Source organism: Undibacterium sp. GW821-FHT11B02, assembly GCF_058808955.1.
In genome coordinates this window covers 88,291-104,074 of record NZ_JBXASD010000008.1, presented here as the reverse complement: position 1 = coordinate 104,074, position 15,784 = coordinate 88,291, and the positions used below count along the sequence as shown (strand labels likewise).

The following is a 15,784-nucleotide window of genomic DNA, read 5'->3' as shown; positions in this document are numbered from 1 at the left end:
CGTTAAATGCCCATGGGTGTGGCATCGCGGCCACGCAGTACGATGTCGAATTCATAGCCCAGCATTTTGTCGCTGTCAGTATGTTCCAGACTGTAGCGCGAAATCAGACGTTGGCGCGCGGCCAGGTCCGGGATGCTCTGGAAGATAGGGTCGTAATCAAACAGCGGATCATTGGGGAAATACATCTGGGTGACCAGACGTTGCGCATAGACATTACCGAACAAGGAAAAATGGATGTGTGCCGGACGCCATGCCTTGTCGTGATTACCCCAAGGATAAGGGCCGGGTTTGATAGTGATGAAACGGTAGCGACCGTCGCCATCAGTCATCATCTTGCCAAAGCCGAAGAAGTTTGGGTCGAGTGGGGCATGGTGCTGGTCGCGTTTGTGCCAGTAACGGCCAGCGGAATTGCATTGCCACACCTCGATCAGCGAATTGCGTACTGGCTTGCCATCTTCATCGAACACCCTGCCGGTAACGACGATCTTTTCACCCAATGGCTCGCTTGCGCCATGCGCGGTCAGGTCGGTATCGTTGGGTAGCAAGATGCGCGGCGAGGGCACCAGATTGTCAAGCACTGGCTGGTCTGCCTGGATGCGCAACAGTGGTTGGGTAGGGCCGCGCTTCAGCGTGGATTTATAGGCTGGGTAAATCAGTTCCGGATAGACGCCGGACGCAATAGCATCGAATTTCAAGGCTGGTCTCCTTTTATTAAAGTGTGTGTGAAAACCATGTTATGAAATGCGTCCTGGTATCACAATACATCAAATGCAGATGGTATTCGCTATGCGCACAAAATGTGCGACAATCGCACAAATTCTCTATTTTCTCTCTCATGGAATCAGAATACGATTTTCCCGCCAAGCGCGACATGGTGGCGGGCCTGGAAAAAGGTTTGCAGGTGATCGCCGCCTTCGACCAGGAGCGCAGTCGCCTTACCATTGCTGAAGTGGCCGAACGCACTGGCTTGACGCGGGCCGCGGCGCGTCGCTATCTGATTACGCTGACGCATCTGGGCTACATGCGTCATGAAAACAAGCTATTCGCATTGACGCCGATGGTCTTGCGTCTGGGACAGTCCTATCTTCATTCGGCACGCTTGCCTCGCATTGCGCAACCTTTGTTGTATCGGCTGGCCTATTCGCTGGGTGAGGCGGCATCGGCTGGTGTGCTGGATCAAGATCAACTGGTGTGCGTGGCTGCTGCCAGCGCTGGGCAACTGGTGTCGGTCACGCTACAGCCTGGTACCCGGGTGCCGGCCTACTGTACAGCGAATGGGCGGATATTGCTGGCACATCTGCCACAGGAACAGATTGATCACTTCCTGGAACGAGCCCAGCCAGAGCAAATCACCGAACACACCATCATCAACAAGGAACGCCTGGCGCTGGAAATCGCACGCGCCCGTGCACAGGGTTATGCGCTGGTAGATCAGGAACTGGAACTGGGGCTGCGCACTATCGCCGTTCCGCTGAAGAACTTCCGTGGTGAAGTAGTGGCTGCCATGAACATCAGCGTGCATGCTGGCCGCATACCGCGTGAACAAATGGTGGATCGATGCTTGCCAGCACTGATCAAGGTTCAGGTCGAATTGAATGCCTTGCTATGATGTGGTTGATAGCAGCGCCACACTTCAGTTGCGAAATTCTTTCGGCGTCATACCCATGCGCTTCTTAAACAGACGGCTGAAGTAAGCTGGATCCTGGAAACCCAGTTCGTAGGCGATACTGGCGATACTGGCTGGCAAATAGGTCAGCTTGCGACAGGCTTCCAGTATCAGTCTATCCTGTGTGATGTCAAATGCTGATTTCCCAGACAGTTTGAGACACAATCGGTTCAGCGTCACAGGCGAGGTTCGTAGTACCGCAGCGTACTGGCTGAGCTGCCATTGATCCTTGTAATGTTTTTCCACTTCGGCGCGGAAGTGGCTAAATAGTTCAAAGTCGCGGCGACCCGACTGATCGGCAAAGCGACGTTCTTCATTCAGACGCACCAGTAGCAGCAAAGCACTGCGTGCCAACCATTCCAGCATCAATGTATGGCCGTATTGTGGCCAGGCTGCTTCCGTCAGCAAGTTTTGCAACAGTGACTCCAGTCGCGTGCGCAGTTCAGGGTGTCCAGTCAGATCGATTGCCAATGGCTCCACGAACAGTGAGGAGTATAAGTCACCATAGTTTTCTGCCACTGCAAACACTACGTTCTGGTCTACCGTCAACACATAACCGTGCGCCTCTGCCGAGAAGTCGAAGCCATGCACCACCGATGGATGGATGGTAATGACGGTCGGCGCGCTGCATTCCCATACGGCACCATTGACGCTGGCGCGAACCTCGCCGCCGAAGAGAAAAAGTACCTGAAACAAGCCACTGTGGGTATGGTTTTCGATATGCCAGTGATGCACCCTGCTACGGGTTTCGATGAGCTCAATGTGCACAAATTCTGTGTTCTCAACCTGCGTATGCTCCCCATACAGACCAAACTGCGGGATGTCGGGCGGTGCCGGTTTTGTATTGCGGGCCATGGATATTCGCATGTGTGAAAAATGACAGGGTGTCGAAATAGTACAAGTTTTAAGCTGTTTCATCCATTTTTTTTTGACCGGTCCGGCGCTACGATGACTACACATTAAAACCACATCGGAGACATCATGCGTACCCAAGTAGCCATCATTGGTGCAGGCCCAGCGGGCCTGCTGTTATCCCATCTGCTGCATTTGAACGGCATCGAATCCATTGTGCTTGAATCACGCAGCCAGGCTGAAATTGAAGCGACCATCCGTGCAGGTGTGCTGGAACAAGGCACCATGGACATTCTGAAAAATGCAGGCGTTGGCACCCGTATGCAGGCCGAAGGTGCACTGCACCATGGAATAGAACTGGCCTTCGATGGTCGGCGGCATCGCATCGACCTGACTGAACTGACCGGCAAGGCCATCACCGTCTACCCCCAACATGAAGTGATCAAGGACCTGGTGGCTGCCAGGCAGGCAGCGCAGGGACAGTTGCTGTTCGAAGTCAGCGACGTAGAATTGCATGGCATCGATACTGTCACGCCATCAGTCAGTTTCAGTCATCACGGTGCTGCGACACGCATTGAAGCCGATTTCGTCATCGGCTGCGATGGTTATCATGGCGTTACGCGGCCAGCGATGCCATCACAAGGCCGCCAGGATTACCAGCGCACCTATGGCTTCGGCTGGTTCGGCATTCTGGTGGAATCGGCACCATCGTCTGATGAGCTGATTTACGCGCAACACGAGCGTGGTTTTGCGTTGGTCAGCACGCGTACCCCGACAGTGCAGCGTCTGTACTTTCAGTGCGATCCCGCCGATCATGTTGACAACTGGTCAGATGACCGCATCTGGGCCGAATTGCATGCGCGCCTGGAGATTAATGATGGCTGGCGCGTCAATGAAGGACGCATTTTTCAAAAAAATATCATCGGCATGCGCAGCTTCGTATCCACGCCTATGCAGGCAGGCAGACTGTTCCTGGCTGGCGACGCAGCGCACATCGTACCACCCACTGGTGCCAAGGGCATGAACCTGGCCGTGTCGGACGTGCATTTGCTGGCGCAAGGACTGGAACAGTTCTACCACCAAGGGAAAGAAGACCGCTTGAATGGCTACACGGCAGCTGCCTTGAAACGCATCTGGCGCGCCGAGTACTTTTCATGGTGGATGACCAGCCTGCTGCATACCTTTGCTGACGCCAGCCCGTTCCAGCGCGAAGTGCAGCGCGCCGAACTCGAATGCGTGGTCAGCTCGCGCGCAATGGCAACTGCGCTGGCGGAAAACTACGTTGGCGCATTCTGATAGGTAAGGTCGCTACGTTCAGAGCGAGAGCTGGCTCGCACAGTTTGGAATTGATAAAATTAATGAAAAGGGGAATGTCAACATTCATTTGTATTGCCAAAATAAAATGAATCAGAAAATCTTGTACTGAAACATTTATAATTCTGCTAGCCTGCTACGTTTCCTGCGCAATGTTGATTGTTTCGTGGCAAAAACCAGACTGGCGTGAATAAAAATATGTCCAAAACTTCAGCTACACATCAGGCAAATAATTCCACGGTGCGCCACAGTGCGACAGCAACTCTGACACTAGCCGCACTCGGTATTGTTTTTGGTGATTTGGGAACGAGCCCGCTGTATGCGCTGCAGGAGGCGTTTCATGGTGCCAACGGGGTGACGGCGAACGCTGCCAATGTCATTGGGGTCGTCTCTTTGTTCTTGTGGTCGTTGATTGTGATGGTCAGCATCAAGTATGTGTTTGTGTTGATGCAGGCAGACAATCAAGGCGAGGGCGGTTTGCTGGCTTTGCTGGCGTTGCTGCTCGGTGACCGTGGTAAGCACCGAATGGGAGCAAAATCCAGGCGCTGGATCTACCTGGCCATGATAGGTACAGCAATGCTGTATGGGGATGGTGTCATCACGCCTGCCATTTCTGTGCTTAGTGCCATCGAGGGATTGAATGTCGCCACCCCGGCATTTGAACCCTATATTGTGCCAGTCACCATCGCCATACTGATTGCCTTGTTCGCCATACAATCATTGGGTTCTGGCCGTGTAGGCGTAGCATTCGGACCTATTCTGGCAACCTGGTTTGTAGTTATTTTTTTCCTTGGTTTATATTCCTTGTTGAAAACACCGGCAATACTGGCGGCGTTTAATCCTTTGAATGGCATCAGCTTTTTCATACGCAATGGTGGACGTGGCTTTTTGGCGCTTGGAGCAGTTGTGCTTTGCCTGACAGGTGGTGAGGCACTGTATGCCGACATGGGACATTTTGGGGCAAAGCCGATACGTCTTGCATGGTATGGTCTTGCACTGCCTTCACTGACCGTTAATTATCTGGGACAGGGGGCATTGCTTTTGCGCGACCCGGGTGCGGCATCCCATCCCTTCTATTCAACCGTACCAAGCTGGCTCTTGTATCCCATGGTGATCCTTGCTACCCTGGCAACGGTTGTCGCTGCGCAAGCTTTGATTTCAGCAGTATTTTCATTGACCAGGCAGGCATCGCAATTGGGCTTGAGCCCACGCATTTTCACCAAACATACATCAGACAGTAGTGCCGGGCAAATCTACCTGCCAGCGTTAAATTGGATGTTAATGCTGGGTACGATAGCAGTAGTGCTGATCTTCCGCTCGTCAGACCGCCTGGCTGCCGCCTTTGGCTTGGCAGTGTCGACTACCATGGCGATTACTACCGTATTATTTGCCGCCTTTGCCCGCACTCGCTGGCATTGGCCAGTATGGAGGGTAGGCTTGGTCGCGGGCGTGTTTCTGGTGGCTGACATTGCCTTTGTTGCTGCCAATGCGATGAAATTTGCTGAAGGGGGATGGTTACCGTTTGTCATTGGATTACTCACCTGCCTGATCACATTTGCCTGGTTTACCGGGCTCAAGGTATTGGGTGAATCGCGTGCTGATTCAGGCTTCCCCATCGAGGTATTGATTTCTAGCCTGGCTTTGTCGCCCCCGCATCGCGTGTCTGGCACAGCCGTCTTCATGATGGCATCTGATACATCTGTCCCGGTTGCTTTACTCCATCATCTCAAGCACAATCAGGTATTGCATGAGCGAGTAGTATTGCTCACTATCATCACCGACGAGGTGCCAAGGATAGATGACAAGCACCGTGTGAAGCTTGAAAACATGGAAATCGGTTTCGTCAGGATCGTGGCACACTATGGTTATATAGAGGAAGCCAACGTACCGGCTTTGCTGCAGCTTGCAGAACAGCAAAGCGGGAAAATCTTCTACGACACAATGACGACTTCTTTTTATCTCGGCCGCGAAACCCTTAAGGTCAGCAACAAATGTCCCATTGGCATGCGCCTGTTGCTGAGCTTGTTTGTCTGGCTGCATAAGAATGAACTGGACGCCACCTCACATTTTGGGATTCCACCTAACCGTGTCGTTGAACTTGGTACTCGCCTTGATCTGCTTCCTCTTGAAACGGCGGGTGATGGTCTTTTACCATAGATTCGGACGCCACCGGGTTTCGCTCGTGTAGAGTATCAACTTTTAAAACAAGACTGGGTAGTAAAGCAGTTTGACAGGTCATGCGTCAGTCCCACACAAGTCAGCGTATATAGTTAGGCCAAAAGACAGCCCACCACAATACTTTCAGGCCGCCTTTGATGTCAACATGACGCATGTCAGGTGAGGGAAAGGGAATTTTCCGTACTCGCATGACAAGCAAGCCGATATTGAGCCAAACAATGACAGCGAATTCTGTACAAGTATCAAAAGCAAAATCAAAGAGCGCAGGCAGCGCCAGCACAATACCATAGGCAATAACCATGGCGGACAAGTGGTAAATGATGTGTTGGAGTTTCATTTGCGCTTACTCTTTCAAGATCGCATCTGGCGAGTTTGATTTCACCTCGCTGAATCAGATGACCATTTTTAACAGAGCAAAGCGTATCAAGATAATTCTAAAAAAATCGTAAAAACTGCTGCAGCGGCCATATGCAAAATGTAAAAATTCAACTATCTGGTGGCGACTGATTTCGAATGGCCAAGCAGTCTATGTACAATCCGTCAAATTGATGGCAAGCGCAGATAAAATATTCGGTGAATCATATCTTCGATAAGACATGGTGTTATTTTTTCGCTTACTGAAATTGAAGCTATACTGAAGTAAGTGGAGTGAAATAAGTTGAATTTCGCTTTCAGGGTATCAATTCCTTCAAATTGATTTAGCACAAAAATAATAGAAGCTGGAGCGTTCAGAATAGAAGAAAAAATATCTGAAAACATCATGAAAACTAAAATGATTCAACGCTTCGCATTCTTGGCTTGTTTATGGATGTTGCATGGATGTGCAACACTTCTTCCAAGTGCGAAGCAGACAACTGATTTGCCTTGGGCGAACTATGAATATGCCCAGAAGATGTTTGCGACAATCGTTCCAGAGAAAACAACACTGACCGAACTCAAAAATATGGGAATTGACCCAAAAAGTACACCAAACGTGACTCTCTTGAACCATGCCGATACTTCCAGGAAGTTGATCGCATCCGCAACTATGGATACTAAAATGTTGGCACCAAAAGTGCAAATCTGTATCGCATCTCCCTACAATTGCTACGCTTACGAAATCGTTCAAAAACATATTGAGCGAGAGCGTCAAGGGAATTTTTGGTTGGATTTTCTTAATTTTAAAAGAAAAACGCTTATTTCCGGATGGCAATTCGATGCATTATTAGTTATACAGGATGACGTAGTGGTATATAAACTATGGAGCGGTGAAGCAAATATCCAACAGCAAGAGCTTGAGCATAACCCGCTGGGACCATTGCAAAATATTGGCAATACCTTGCCTCATTAGATTGATCAGCATTGTGCAAGGTATTCGGAAGCTAAAAGTCTTCAAATTTATGCTTTACGACTTCGCGCTATTTATAGAGTTCAAGTAAAAATGAAAACATATCAAGGAAGCTGCCATTGCGGCGCCATTCGCTTCGAAACGGACATCGATTTATCGAGGGGAACTCAACGGTGTAACTGCTCATTTTGCTTGAAAATTCGGTGCTGGGCGGTCGTGGTGACACCAGAATCGTTTCGATTACTTGGTGGTGAAGGGGATTTAAGCGAGTATCAATTCGGCACAAAGAGCGAGCGACATTTTTTTTGCAAGCATTGCGGTGTAAGACCCTTTGGGCTTGGCAATTCACCCAAAATAGGAAAATTTTATGGTGTAAGTGTCACATGTTTGGATGATGCATCCATTGATGAACTCGCCAATGCTCCAATGAGGTACATTGACGGATTCCGTGATAATTGGGACACGCCTCCAGCCGAAACGCGCCACCTGTAACATGATAGGCGTCAAATCAATTTCGGCCCGTCAACTGTAGAAACTTTCGTACAGCGAAGTAATTCTATTCAAAGTAGCAATCAAGTTATAAATTGAGTTAAAATTACAGTAAAAATTAGAACGTTCTAATTTTTCGGGTACGTCGTAATTTCACAATCTGCAAATTGGGAGGGGCATGGCATATAACCGCGGCATTCGGCGTCATACACGATCGATGGTGGCGTTGACCATCAGTAGTGAACTCTTTTCGTTTACTGCGGTAGAGGAAGTCGGCAATACGGAAACGGATTCGGTGGTAAAAGATGTTGTTATCGATAAGTCAGTTGTTTCTACAGCGATCGAATCGGTGTTTGTGACCAGCATGAAGTCCCCAATTTGCGAAGCATCACAACTAAACCGGACTCTGACTAAGCTACCAGGCGTCAATAGACCGGGCGTTGTTTTTTCGGATGTGTACGCGGTTGATTTTCATCCTGCGCAGCTAGTACAGTAAGACTTATGCAGAACTAACTCAGCGACGATACTGTTCTAGCCGTTTAGCTGTGTCTGTTGCCTAATGGAAGGTTCAGATGTGGTAGATGTGGCCCCAATGATTTTACGATGTTAAATGTGAAAGGTTCACTCTAATGCAAATTTTGACGCGTAATGTATTTGGTCTTTTGATTGCTGTTGCCATGGCATGTCAAATCCAGGTGGCAGCACAGGAACCAGATCCTTTTCCCCTGCAGTTGCCAAGCGATTCCACCGAGATAAGTAAACTGGCGCGGACTGACCCCACATTAGCTATTAAAAAAATGCGGGAGAGGGAAAAATACATCATGGAGAAGGCGCCTGCTGATACCCAACGCGATTTCAAAGGCGACTTGCTCAACCTTCTGGTAACAACTGGTCAGTATGACCAAGCGAAGGTCGAAATAGAAAAACTTAAAGCCCACGGCGACCGTTATCATGACAAGATCGCAACGGCGATGGCAATGACTCACGAATCCTTTGTGCTGTTTTTTGAGGGGAAACTGGATGACGCCGCGGTGAATATAGAGAAAGCTATCACCTTGGTTGACGGATCTGGCCACGACAAGACCATTGCCATGGTCCATAGAGCGGCCAGCGATATTTACCTTGAGAAAGGAAATTTTCAGGCAGCATTAGCGCATGAAATTGCTGCGTTGAACATGCTCAAGGGAAACACAGAGAATATTATTGAAGCGAGGGCGAGGTCACTCAATGTCATCTGCCAAATCTATGCCAGCCTGAAGGATGGAAAGAGGGCGCTGGAGTATAGCGACAAAGCGTATGCACTGGCGCAAAGCATTAATGTGCCAGGATTGGCCGAATCTTTTGCCGTTGATCGCGGCAATGCCTACTCGCTGCTAGGGGACATGGAAAATGCCAAAAAAATATATGAGAAGGCATTGCAAACGGCTCGCAAATATCCAGAGATTAAGACAGAAATGATTTTGTTGAATAATCTTGCCGATGTCGCCCGCGTACAAGAGAGGTATGCGGAATGTATCCGGTATGCGCAGGCGGCGACTTTGGCAGGAGGGAAAACACAGATGGCAGATGGCGTCTTTATGAGCAATATCAATCTTGGCTTATGTCATATCAGCATCGGCGAGGTCAAAGCCGGGGAGGCCGAAGTCGAAAGTGGCATCAATGCGATGCGCAAGGCAAACAATCTACCTGATATGGAAACAACGTATGGTCAGTTGGCTACGGCTTACGAAAAAATCGGAAAATATCAGAACCAGGCGAAGGCGTTGCTGGAACAGCACAAGCTGGCAGCAACCCTGTTTCAGAAGGATCGTGACGGTGCAATGGCGCAAATGCAGGCCAAGTTCGATGCCAGTGAGCGCCAGATAAAAATCGAACTGTTGCAGAAGAAAAATGACATACAGGTTGAAGAACTTCAGAACAAGAATCTGCAACGTACCATTGCGATTCTTTCGGCCATCCTGGTGTCGGTGATCGCGTTCGTGATCATTCGGGAGAAGGAGAAATTACGCTGGAAGGCGCACAAAAGCAACCTCGACAAATCGAAGTTTATCGCCGATGCAGCGCATGATCTCCGGCAACCCATGCAAGCGATCGGTAATCTGCTCGAAGCGGCCAGGCAAGCATCCTTGCGCGGCGACACGGCTAAAAGTGAGGAGTTGGTTGATTCCGCGCAAAGCGCGGCGCAGTCGATGCGTTCGTCCTTTAATTCGGTTCTGGAATTGTCCCGCCTCGATAGCGGTTCGCTGACCGTCAACTATTCCGATTTCAGCCTCGTCGAACTGCTCAACGAAATTTTTGTCTCGATACGTCCCTTGGCCGAGCCGCAAGGTGTGAATTTGCGCATCCGCATGTCGTCGAAAAATTCGTGCATCGTGCACAGTGACCGGCATTTGCTCGCGCGCGTTTTGTCCAATCTGCTCTCGAATGCCATTAAATACAGCAATTCGCAAAAAGGTGATAAATCAACCGTTATCGTAGGCGTGGTGGCATTGCCGGGCAGATTCCGGATCAACGTTGTGGATAATGGTATCGGTATCGCCATTTCAGATCAGGCTGATATTTTTAAGCCTTTCTTCCAGATTAACAATCCGGGTCAAGAACGTGAGAAAGGCTTGGGCCTAGGGCTTTCCATCGTCAAATCAATCACGAACCTGCTCGATGGACATCGTCTCACCATGCGTTCCAGGCTTGGATACGGCACGCGCTTTTCTGTTGATGTACCTTTATCGCAGGATGCTTGCCAAATCGAACATGCACCCAGCAGCGAATCGACAGATGTAGATGTGGCGGGGCTATTCATTCTCTATGTCGAAGACGACGCCATGGTGCGTGAAGCCACCGAAGCGTTGTTGCACGAATTTGGGATACTGTGCGATGCATCGAAATCGTTTGAAGAATTGGCTGAAAAATTACCGACGCTTGAAAGAATGCCAGATCTCATATTGACCGATTATCACCTGTCTGATAAGACCACGGCGATCGATGTCATCAAGGCAGTGCGGGCCGAATTTCAGGCCTCGATACCGACCATCCTGTTGACAGGCGAGAGCGGCAATTTTCAACTACCGGATGGCTCGAACGATATAGTCATTCTGCGCAAGCCGATTTCCGTGACGGCGTTATTGACCCAGATTCGGGCACTGATCTCCTGATCTGTCCAGACGTTTAATCCAATGCTGCAACAGACTCTTTATCGAATTTCGGCAATTTTATGCCAAGTCGGGAAACTTCGATCAAGAGCTCGGTACGGCGTGTGACCTTGAAAATCCTGAATAGTTTTGGGACGTAATCCTTACGTATTGTCCCTTCCTCTACGCGCATTTTTGAGGCGATTGCTTTGTTGGGCAAGCCTTGGCAAATATAACTCAAGACCTCGGCGCACCTCGGGCTGACCCCCAGGGAATTCAGAGATGTCGTGGAGTTTGTGGCTGTCGTATTTGAAAGTCCGATCTCTCTTCCAATGAGCGTTGCCGGCAAATATATGCCGCCGCTCAAGATGGTATTGAGCGTATTGCTAAATACATCTGCAGTGTTGATATCTTTGCAGATGTAGCCACATGCGCCAGCCATGATGCACTCCAGAACCAATTCTTTTTCAGAGCGGCCGGACAACATGATCGCGTGGGTTTCGAATTCGTTTTCGCGAATATATTTCAACACGTCGAGCCCGGTTTTTGTCGATTTCAGATCGAAATCCAGGAAAGCAAAATCGATAGCCTCACGTGACAAAAATTCAATGGCTTGTTCATAACTCGCTGCCTCGAAGATGCTGGCATTTGGCTCTGAAATCTTAATCAATTCCCGCATGCCGGCGGAAACCAGTCTCTGATCCTCTAAGATAAGTATCTTCGTATTCGGCGCTGTCATCACGATAAGGTTTTGAAATTCAAAACACCATAGTATCAGCTATACCGGCGAATCGGTATCCGACAATTGTCGGGGGGGGACACCCGGACAAACGTCGTTGCCTTTTCTGACATCTGCCGGATGGAATCAGGCATCGATCGCTGTGACAATGGGTGCATCTGTTGTGGTAAGCGCAATGACAGTACCCTGTAAGAAAGATGCATGCTTTCTGGATGCAAACTTAATTACAAATACTTTAAAAACGCAGTCAAAGCCCTGTCCGCGCGAAAGCAAGGCAGATTTTGATGTGAAGAACGAAGTAACCATATCCGGGAGCGACAATGAAATTTGCTGTTCTGACCAGTAGCAAGAGGCACTTAGCTGAAATTCAAAATTGTTTCGATGCGGACGGCATCGAATGCCAGGGTTTCGAGGATGTTCGATTGCTGTTGAAAGCCTCGCGCGACGGCAATTTCGATTTGACATTAGTGGATGCGCAATCGTTCCGTAGTGCTAACGAACTCATGTTGTGGCGCGCCTGCCATTCTGATCACCTTATGCCGGTCGTGGTATTCGGCCCTTTTCCTGACAGAGAAAGTATGTTCCGGGCATTTGATGTCGGCGTATCCGATGTTCTTGTCGGTATTTTCGACAGAGATGAAATGTATGTACGCGTCCACCGTATCCTGAATTCACTTAGGAATAAGCAGGAAAGTCAATGTTCGGTATTACGTGTAAGCAACTATGTATTGGATAAAAAACAAGGTCGTGTAACATGTCGAGGTGAGCCCATCAACTTGACGGCGAGGGAATTCTGTGTGGCCTGGCTTTTCTTTTCGAATCCGAATTCCTTTTTTACCAAGCAGACACTGGCGTCCTCCATCTGGGGAAGATCTTCTGATTGCATAGAGCGCACGATTGAACAACACATCTACAAAATACGGAAAAAGCTATTAATGTCGAAACACGGCGATGTCTGGCTGCAAACCGTTTACTCTCTCGGATACAAGCTGGAAGTTGGCGGCCCCTCACAGGAAAAGCGTCCAGACGATTGGACTGCTCTGGCTTGCCCTTCATATTCTGCGATGCCCTCCCATTGCCAGACGGTGTCATCACAAAATAATATAAATCTGCGATGACATCTGGATATTCACAGTGCAAAAGCTTGAATGACAATTGCCATCCATTGTCGCCACGACGTCTTCAATCTTGCTTGAGAATTGCCTGGGCCGCATTTCTTCAGGCGAGTGGAAGCCTGGTAAGGTAGGGCAGGGTGCAAGGCACCCGGCAATTCATCAATGCGATGTTTTGCATTTTTCATCTGGATTTTTTGATAGCAACATACCACTTGACGCCACCCTCAAAAATTGCCCGGAGTCCTAAATGCCTTTTCCCCGGAATTTGACATGAGCAAGGCGTCGCCGTGCACGCGGCGTCTGTCGGCCTTGACGTCGCCGCAATGAGAGACTTGGCTGTTTGCTGCTTCAAGTTCACCACAATGTTCGGAGATGATCTTAATAAGGGCGTTCTTGTACTTGTCACGTTCGCTTGCTTTTTCGGAATGATACGTGCCGACGGCATCCCATGTGTTGCCGTGTTTTAACATCATTTGTCTCAAATACCAGGCCCCAATATAGATACTGACACAGGGTTTCATCAAGTCCTTTGCCGAGATACCGTAGTTCGATAGCGTACGCAGGTGAATCGAGTTAATTTGCATCATTCCCCAGTCTGTCGTGCCGTTGGCATTGCTGTGAGTGGCATTGGCATGTCCACGCGATTCTTGCCACGCGATTGCACGCAACACCAACGGGTTGACATGTTGGTAGTTTGCCGCATCATCGAAACAGTCTGCAAACGCCAGACGTGGCACAAAGAGGCAAATCGACACTAATGCAGCTGTCACATACTTTGTCATGATGAATTTCCAAAAATTGCCGTTAAGCAGAACACAACCTGCCGTGCAGGTTCGTTGTGGCTGTCGGGCTTGGACAACAATTGGTTGGAAAATTTTATATTTCACTGGCTTTTTCGTTGATAGATTAATAGATCAATGATTAGCAAAAAAGACCGATAAAATTTGTTCTCCTCCGTCTTTTGCTTTAATTTCCCTGCGGTTGTCAGGCACACATACGTGTATTTTCCAGCCCAGACGTGCCTGTTTTCTCATGCGGAAAGTAAGACCATGCCGGCGCGTCGCATTGAAATACCCGCTCAAACTCTTTGGCTAATCGCCTGTACTTTCGTCTGTTGCCTACAATCTGATACAGTTCCAGAAGATACTGCCAAGGTATGGGCGATACTGGCGGCACGTTTCGCCATGTTGATTCCAGGATTTCAATCGCATGCCCGGGTTCGCCGATGTTGTTCCAGAATTTGACCAGTTGTTCTTCGTCCAAAAGCACTTCCACGCTATAAATGGGAAGATCGCCACGGGTGTTGGCAAAATATTCGAGGTTGTTAACGAATTCTTGTTCCTTGATCGTTTCTACGGAAAATAACCTGCCTGGAGTTGAGCATGGCCCGCCACCGTCGTGAACGGTTGCCTGGGGGGGGACAGTTGGCTCGTAAGGGATAGGCTGGCTCACGTCCATTAACGAATTTGTTCTTTTGCACTCCTTTCCGAATTGCTCCTCTTCCTTGGTGGCTCTGTATCGCTGGACAGTACGTCGTTTGCCACTAGATGCGCGATAGTTGGTGCCCCACAGCAGCAGAATTCCAGAACCGACGCAGATCAGTGTGACATATAAATATTGGCGTGCAGTGGAGTAGAAACCCCACAGGTTTTCGCCATGCTGTTTCGCGAGCAGGCTCGCGGTTTCCTGTTCGAAAGGTGTCATTTCCGCCCGCACCGATTCTATTCTCTTCTTGGCCGAGTTGACGACATCTTCCTGTAACGTAGCCGCGGCGGCTGATGGAATGATGCTTGACAGAGTACGACTAAGGGTCATGCCGATCTGCCAAAGCTTCGGTGAATCGATTTCGTTTGTTCGTGTTGCGTATTTCATTGCCGGGCTCTCGTCCGTTTTTTCAACTGTGTTGTGATTTTGCAGTGTTGCAGGCGTCGGATTCGATACGGCGAGATCCAGCAAAATTTGATAATTGCGCTTCTGCCTCTTATCGCAAGTGAATTCGACTGAGACATTCACCACCGGCTCGGGAATCGAATTGTCGGTCCATAGCACCATTTTGTGCGACGAGCCTTCTTTGACGAGTTTGATACCGGTCGCACCCAACGACTCGCCGTCGAGCGAAGTGAGGCTGGCTTTGAAGCACTTGGCACTAGTTTTTCCGACATCGCTCACGGCAATCAGCGCTTGCAATGGTTGATTCAGCACCGACTGCACTTCGAGGTCCCCCAAGCTCGCAGCCATGGCGGCATTGTCGACCAAGAGCAAACTCAAAAATATGCCGATATGACGCGCCATCGGCAATAGACGCACTTGCTGCGACAGTAAAATTCTTCGATAACCTATGCCGTCAACCGCACCATGCGGCGCGACACGTGAGGAACCATTAGCTCCAGTCCTATAAATATTTTTTGACATATGCACTTCCAACAGATGAGCCGATTCGATGCGCCATCGATTTATTAGTCAAACAGCTTCGCGAAGTTCCCCAGACGAAGCCACCTTTATCTCAACGCTCTCATCGTAGGAGTTCTGAAGTGCGAGGGCTTTACCCCAAACGAAATATGTAAATAAAAAACGAAAAGACATGATGAAAATTACTTTCGAAAATTGCTGACCGGCACCTGAAGGAAGGCGTGAACAAAGTGCTCGTCGAATTTCGTGTTTTGCGCACCCAATTCGTTATATGGGTTTTCGAAATGTTCTTACCATTTACATTTGGTTTAATTGCCCAGTGAAGTCAGGTCGCGCGGCGAGGAGGGCGTTTCGATACGTCTTTGCGAAAGCGGCAAGATGGGTGATGCAAATGTGTGACTTGCAGAGTCGTGTCGGGAAGTTTATGGCCCATCGTGAGATGAAAACCACCGGCGCCGGCCACGTCGCACGACGTGCAGATGAATTACTGACCTTCGCCAGTGTGGTGTTAGCACCGGCTCCTGCCTTTGCCGATTTCAATCGGCCTGGGTGTTTTTGATATTGGGT

15 protein-coding genes and 1 pseudogene are annotated in these 15,784 nt (G+C 49.3%); 9 read left to right on the top strand and 7 right to left on the bottom strand.

Annotation, left to right across the window (positions count from 1 at the left end; genetic code table 11):
- Positions 1-2: 2 nt before the first annotated feature.
- A complete protein-coding gene (gene pcaH / locus AC1RVX_RS18360; RefSeq protein ID WP_493218045.1) occupies positions 3-695 on the bottom strand; it encodes a protocatechuate 3,4-dioxygenase subunit beta in 693 nt (230 codons plus the stop codon).
- Between the two features lie 140 nt (positions 696-835).
- Here pcaH and AC1RVX_RS18355 point away from each other — a divergent pair, with 140 nt between their 5' ends.
- Positions 836-1,609 (top strand): IclR family transcriptional regulator domain-containing protein, encoded by a 774-nt coding sequence (locus tag AC1RVX_RS18355; protein WP_493218219.1) that lies wholly within the window; start codon positions 836-838, stop codon positions 1,607-1,609.
- 24 nt (positions 1,610-1,633) lie between these two features.
- On the opposite strand, the gene AC1RVX_RS18350 is transcribed toward AC1RVX_RS18355, so the two are convergent.
- Positions 1,634-2,521, bottom strand: a complete 888-nt coding sequence (locus AC1RVX_RS18350; RefSeq protein ID WP_493218044.1) for a helix-turn-helix domain-containing protein — start codon at positions 2,519-2,521, stop codon at positions 1,634-1,636.
- A 126-nt stretch (positions 2,522-2,647) separates the two neighbouring features.
- On the opposite strand from AC1RVX_RS18350, the gene AC1RVX_RS18345 reads away from it, so the two are divergent.
- Together AC1RVX_RS18345 and AC1RVX_RS18340 are read left to right on the top strand one after the other, a co-directional pair.
- Positions 2,648-3,814, top strand: coding sequence for a 4-hydroxybenzoate 3-monooxygenase (locus tag AC1RVX_RS18345; protein ID WP_493218043.1), 1,167 nt, complete (start codon positions 2,648-2,650; stop codon positions 3,812-3,814).
- A gap of 216 nt (positions 3,815-4,030) precedes the next feature.
- Positions 4,031-5,989 carry a potassium transporter Kup gene (locus tag AC1RVX_RS18340; protein ID WP_493218042.1) on the top strand — a complete coding sequence of 653 codons (1,959 nt, stop codon included), beginning with the start codon at positions 4,031-4,033 and terminating at the stop codon, positions 5,987-5,989.
- A 100-nt stretch (positions 5,990-6,089) separates the two neighbouring features.
- On the opposite strand, the gene AC1RVX_RS18335 is transcribed toward AC1RVX_RS18340, so the two are convergent.
- On the bottom strand, positions 6,090-6,347 hold the full coding sequence (locus tag AC1RVX_RS18335; RefSeq protein WP_493218041.1) for a hypothetical protein: 258 nt from the start codon (positions 6,345-6,347) through the stop codon (positions 6,090-6,092).
- A 423-nt stretch (positions 6,348-6,770) separates the two neighbouring features.
- On the opposite strand from AC1RVX_RS18335, the gene AC1RVX_RS18330 reads away from it, so the two are divergent.
- The 4 genes from AC1RVX_RS18330 (at position 6,771) to AC1RVX_RS18315 (ending at position 10,978) form a co-directional block, all read left to right on the top strand.
- Positions 6,771-7,340 (top strand): hypothetical protein, encoded by a 570-nt coding sequence (locus AC1RVX_RS18330; RefSeq protein ID WP_493218040.1) that lies wholly within the window; start codon positions 6,771-6,773, stop codon positions 7,338-7,340.
- 90 nt (positions 7,341-7,430) lie between these two features.
- A complete protein-coding gene (locus AC1RVX_RS18325) occupies positions 7,431-7,829 on the top strand; it encodes a GFA family protein (RefSeq protein WP_493218039.1) in 399 nt (132 codons plus the stop codon).
- Between the two features lie 175 nt (positions 7,830-8,004).
- Positions 8,005-8,322, top strand: a complete 318-nt coding sequence (locus tag AC1RVX_RS18320; protein ID WP_493218038.1) for a hypothetical protein — start codon at positions 8,005-8,007, stop codon at positions 8,320-8,322.
- Positions 8,323-8,455: 133 nt separating this feature from the next.
- Positions 8,456-10,978 (top strand): ATP-binding response regulator, encoded by a 2,523-nt coding sequence (locus AC1RVX_RS18315; RefSeq protein ID WP_493218037.1) that lies wholly within the window; start codon positions 8,456-8,458, stop codon positions 10,976-10,978.
- A gap of 13 nt (positions 10,979-10,991) precedes the next feature.
- On the opposite strand, the gene AC1RVX_RS18310 is transcribed toward AC1RVX_RS18315, so the two are convergent.
- Positions 10,992-11,693, bottom strand: a complete 702-nt coding sequence (locus tag AC1RVX_RS18310; protein WP_493218036.1) for a response regulator — start codon at positions 11,691-11,693, stop codon at positions 10,992-10,994.
- 320 nt (positions 11,694-12,013) lie between these two features.
- Between AC1RVX_RS18310 and AC1RVX_RS18305 the strand changes: the two genes are divergently transcribed.
- Positions 12,014-12,811: a winged helix-turn-helix transcriptional regulator gene (locus tag AC1RVX_RS18305; RefSeq protein WP_493218035.1), complete on the top strand. Its 798-nt coding sequence runs from the start codon at positions 12,014-12,016 to the stop codon at positions 12,809-12,811.
- Positions 12,812-12,822: 11 nt separating this feature from the next.
- Here the strand turns inward: AC1RVX_RS18305 and AC1RVX_RS18300 are convergent, their stop codons facing one another.
- The 3 genes and pseudogenes from AC1RVX_RS18300 to AC1RVX_RS18290 all read right to left on the bottom strand — a co-directional run bounded on the left by AC1RVX_RS18300 (position 12,823) and on the right by AC1RVX_RS18290 (position 15,220).
- The gene (locus AC1RVX_RS18300; RefSeq protein ID WP_493218034.1) at positions 12,823-12,993 is read right to left on the bottom strand and encodes a hypothetical protein; all 171 of its coding nucleotides are present in this window, start codon (positions 12,991-12,993) and stop codon (positions 12,823-12,825) included.
- A 186-nt stretch (positions 12,994-13,179) separates the two neighbouring features.
- A pseudogene (locus tag AC1RVX_RS18295) lies at positions 13,180-13,590 on the bottom strand (lytic transglycosylase domain-containing protein); the annotation flags it as partial.
- Positions 13,591-13,792: 202 nt separating this feature from the next.
- Positions 13,793-15,220 (bottom strand): type IV pilus assembly protein FimV, encoded by a 1,428-nt coding sequence (locus AC1RVX_RS18290; RefSeq protein ID WP_493218033.1) that lies wholly within the window; start codon positions 15,218-15,220, stop codon positions 13,793-13,795.
- A 421-nt stretch (positions 15,221-15,641) separates the two neighbouring features.
- Here AC1RVX_RS18290 and AC1RVX_RS18285 point away from each other — a divergent pair, with 421 nt between their 5' ends.
- The gene (locus AC1RVX_RS18285; RefSeq protein ID WP_493218032.1) at positions 15,642-15,776 is read left to right on the top strand and encodes a hypothetical protein; all 135 of its coding nucleotides are present in this window, start codon (positions 15,642-15,644) and stop codon (positions 15,774-15,776) included.
- Positions 15,777-15,784: the final 8 nt, after the last annotated feature.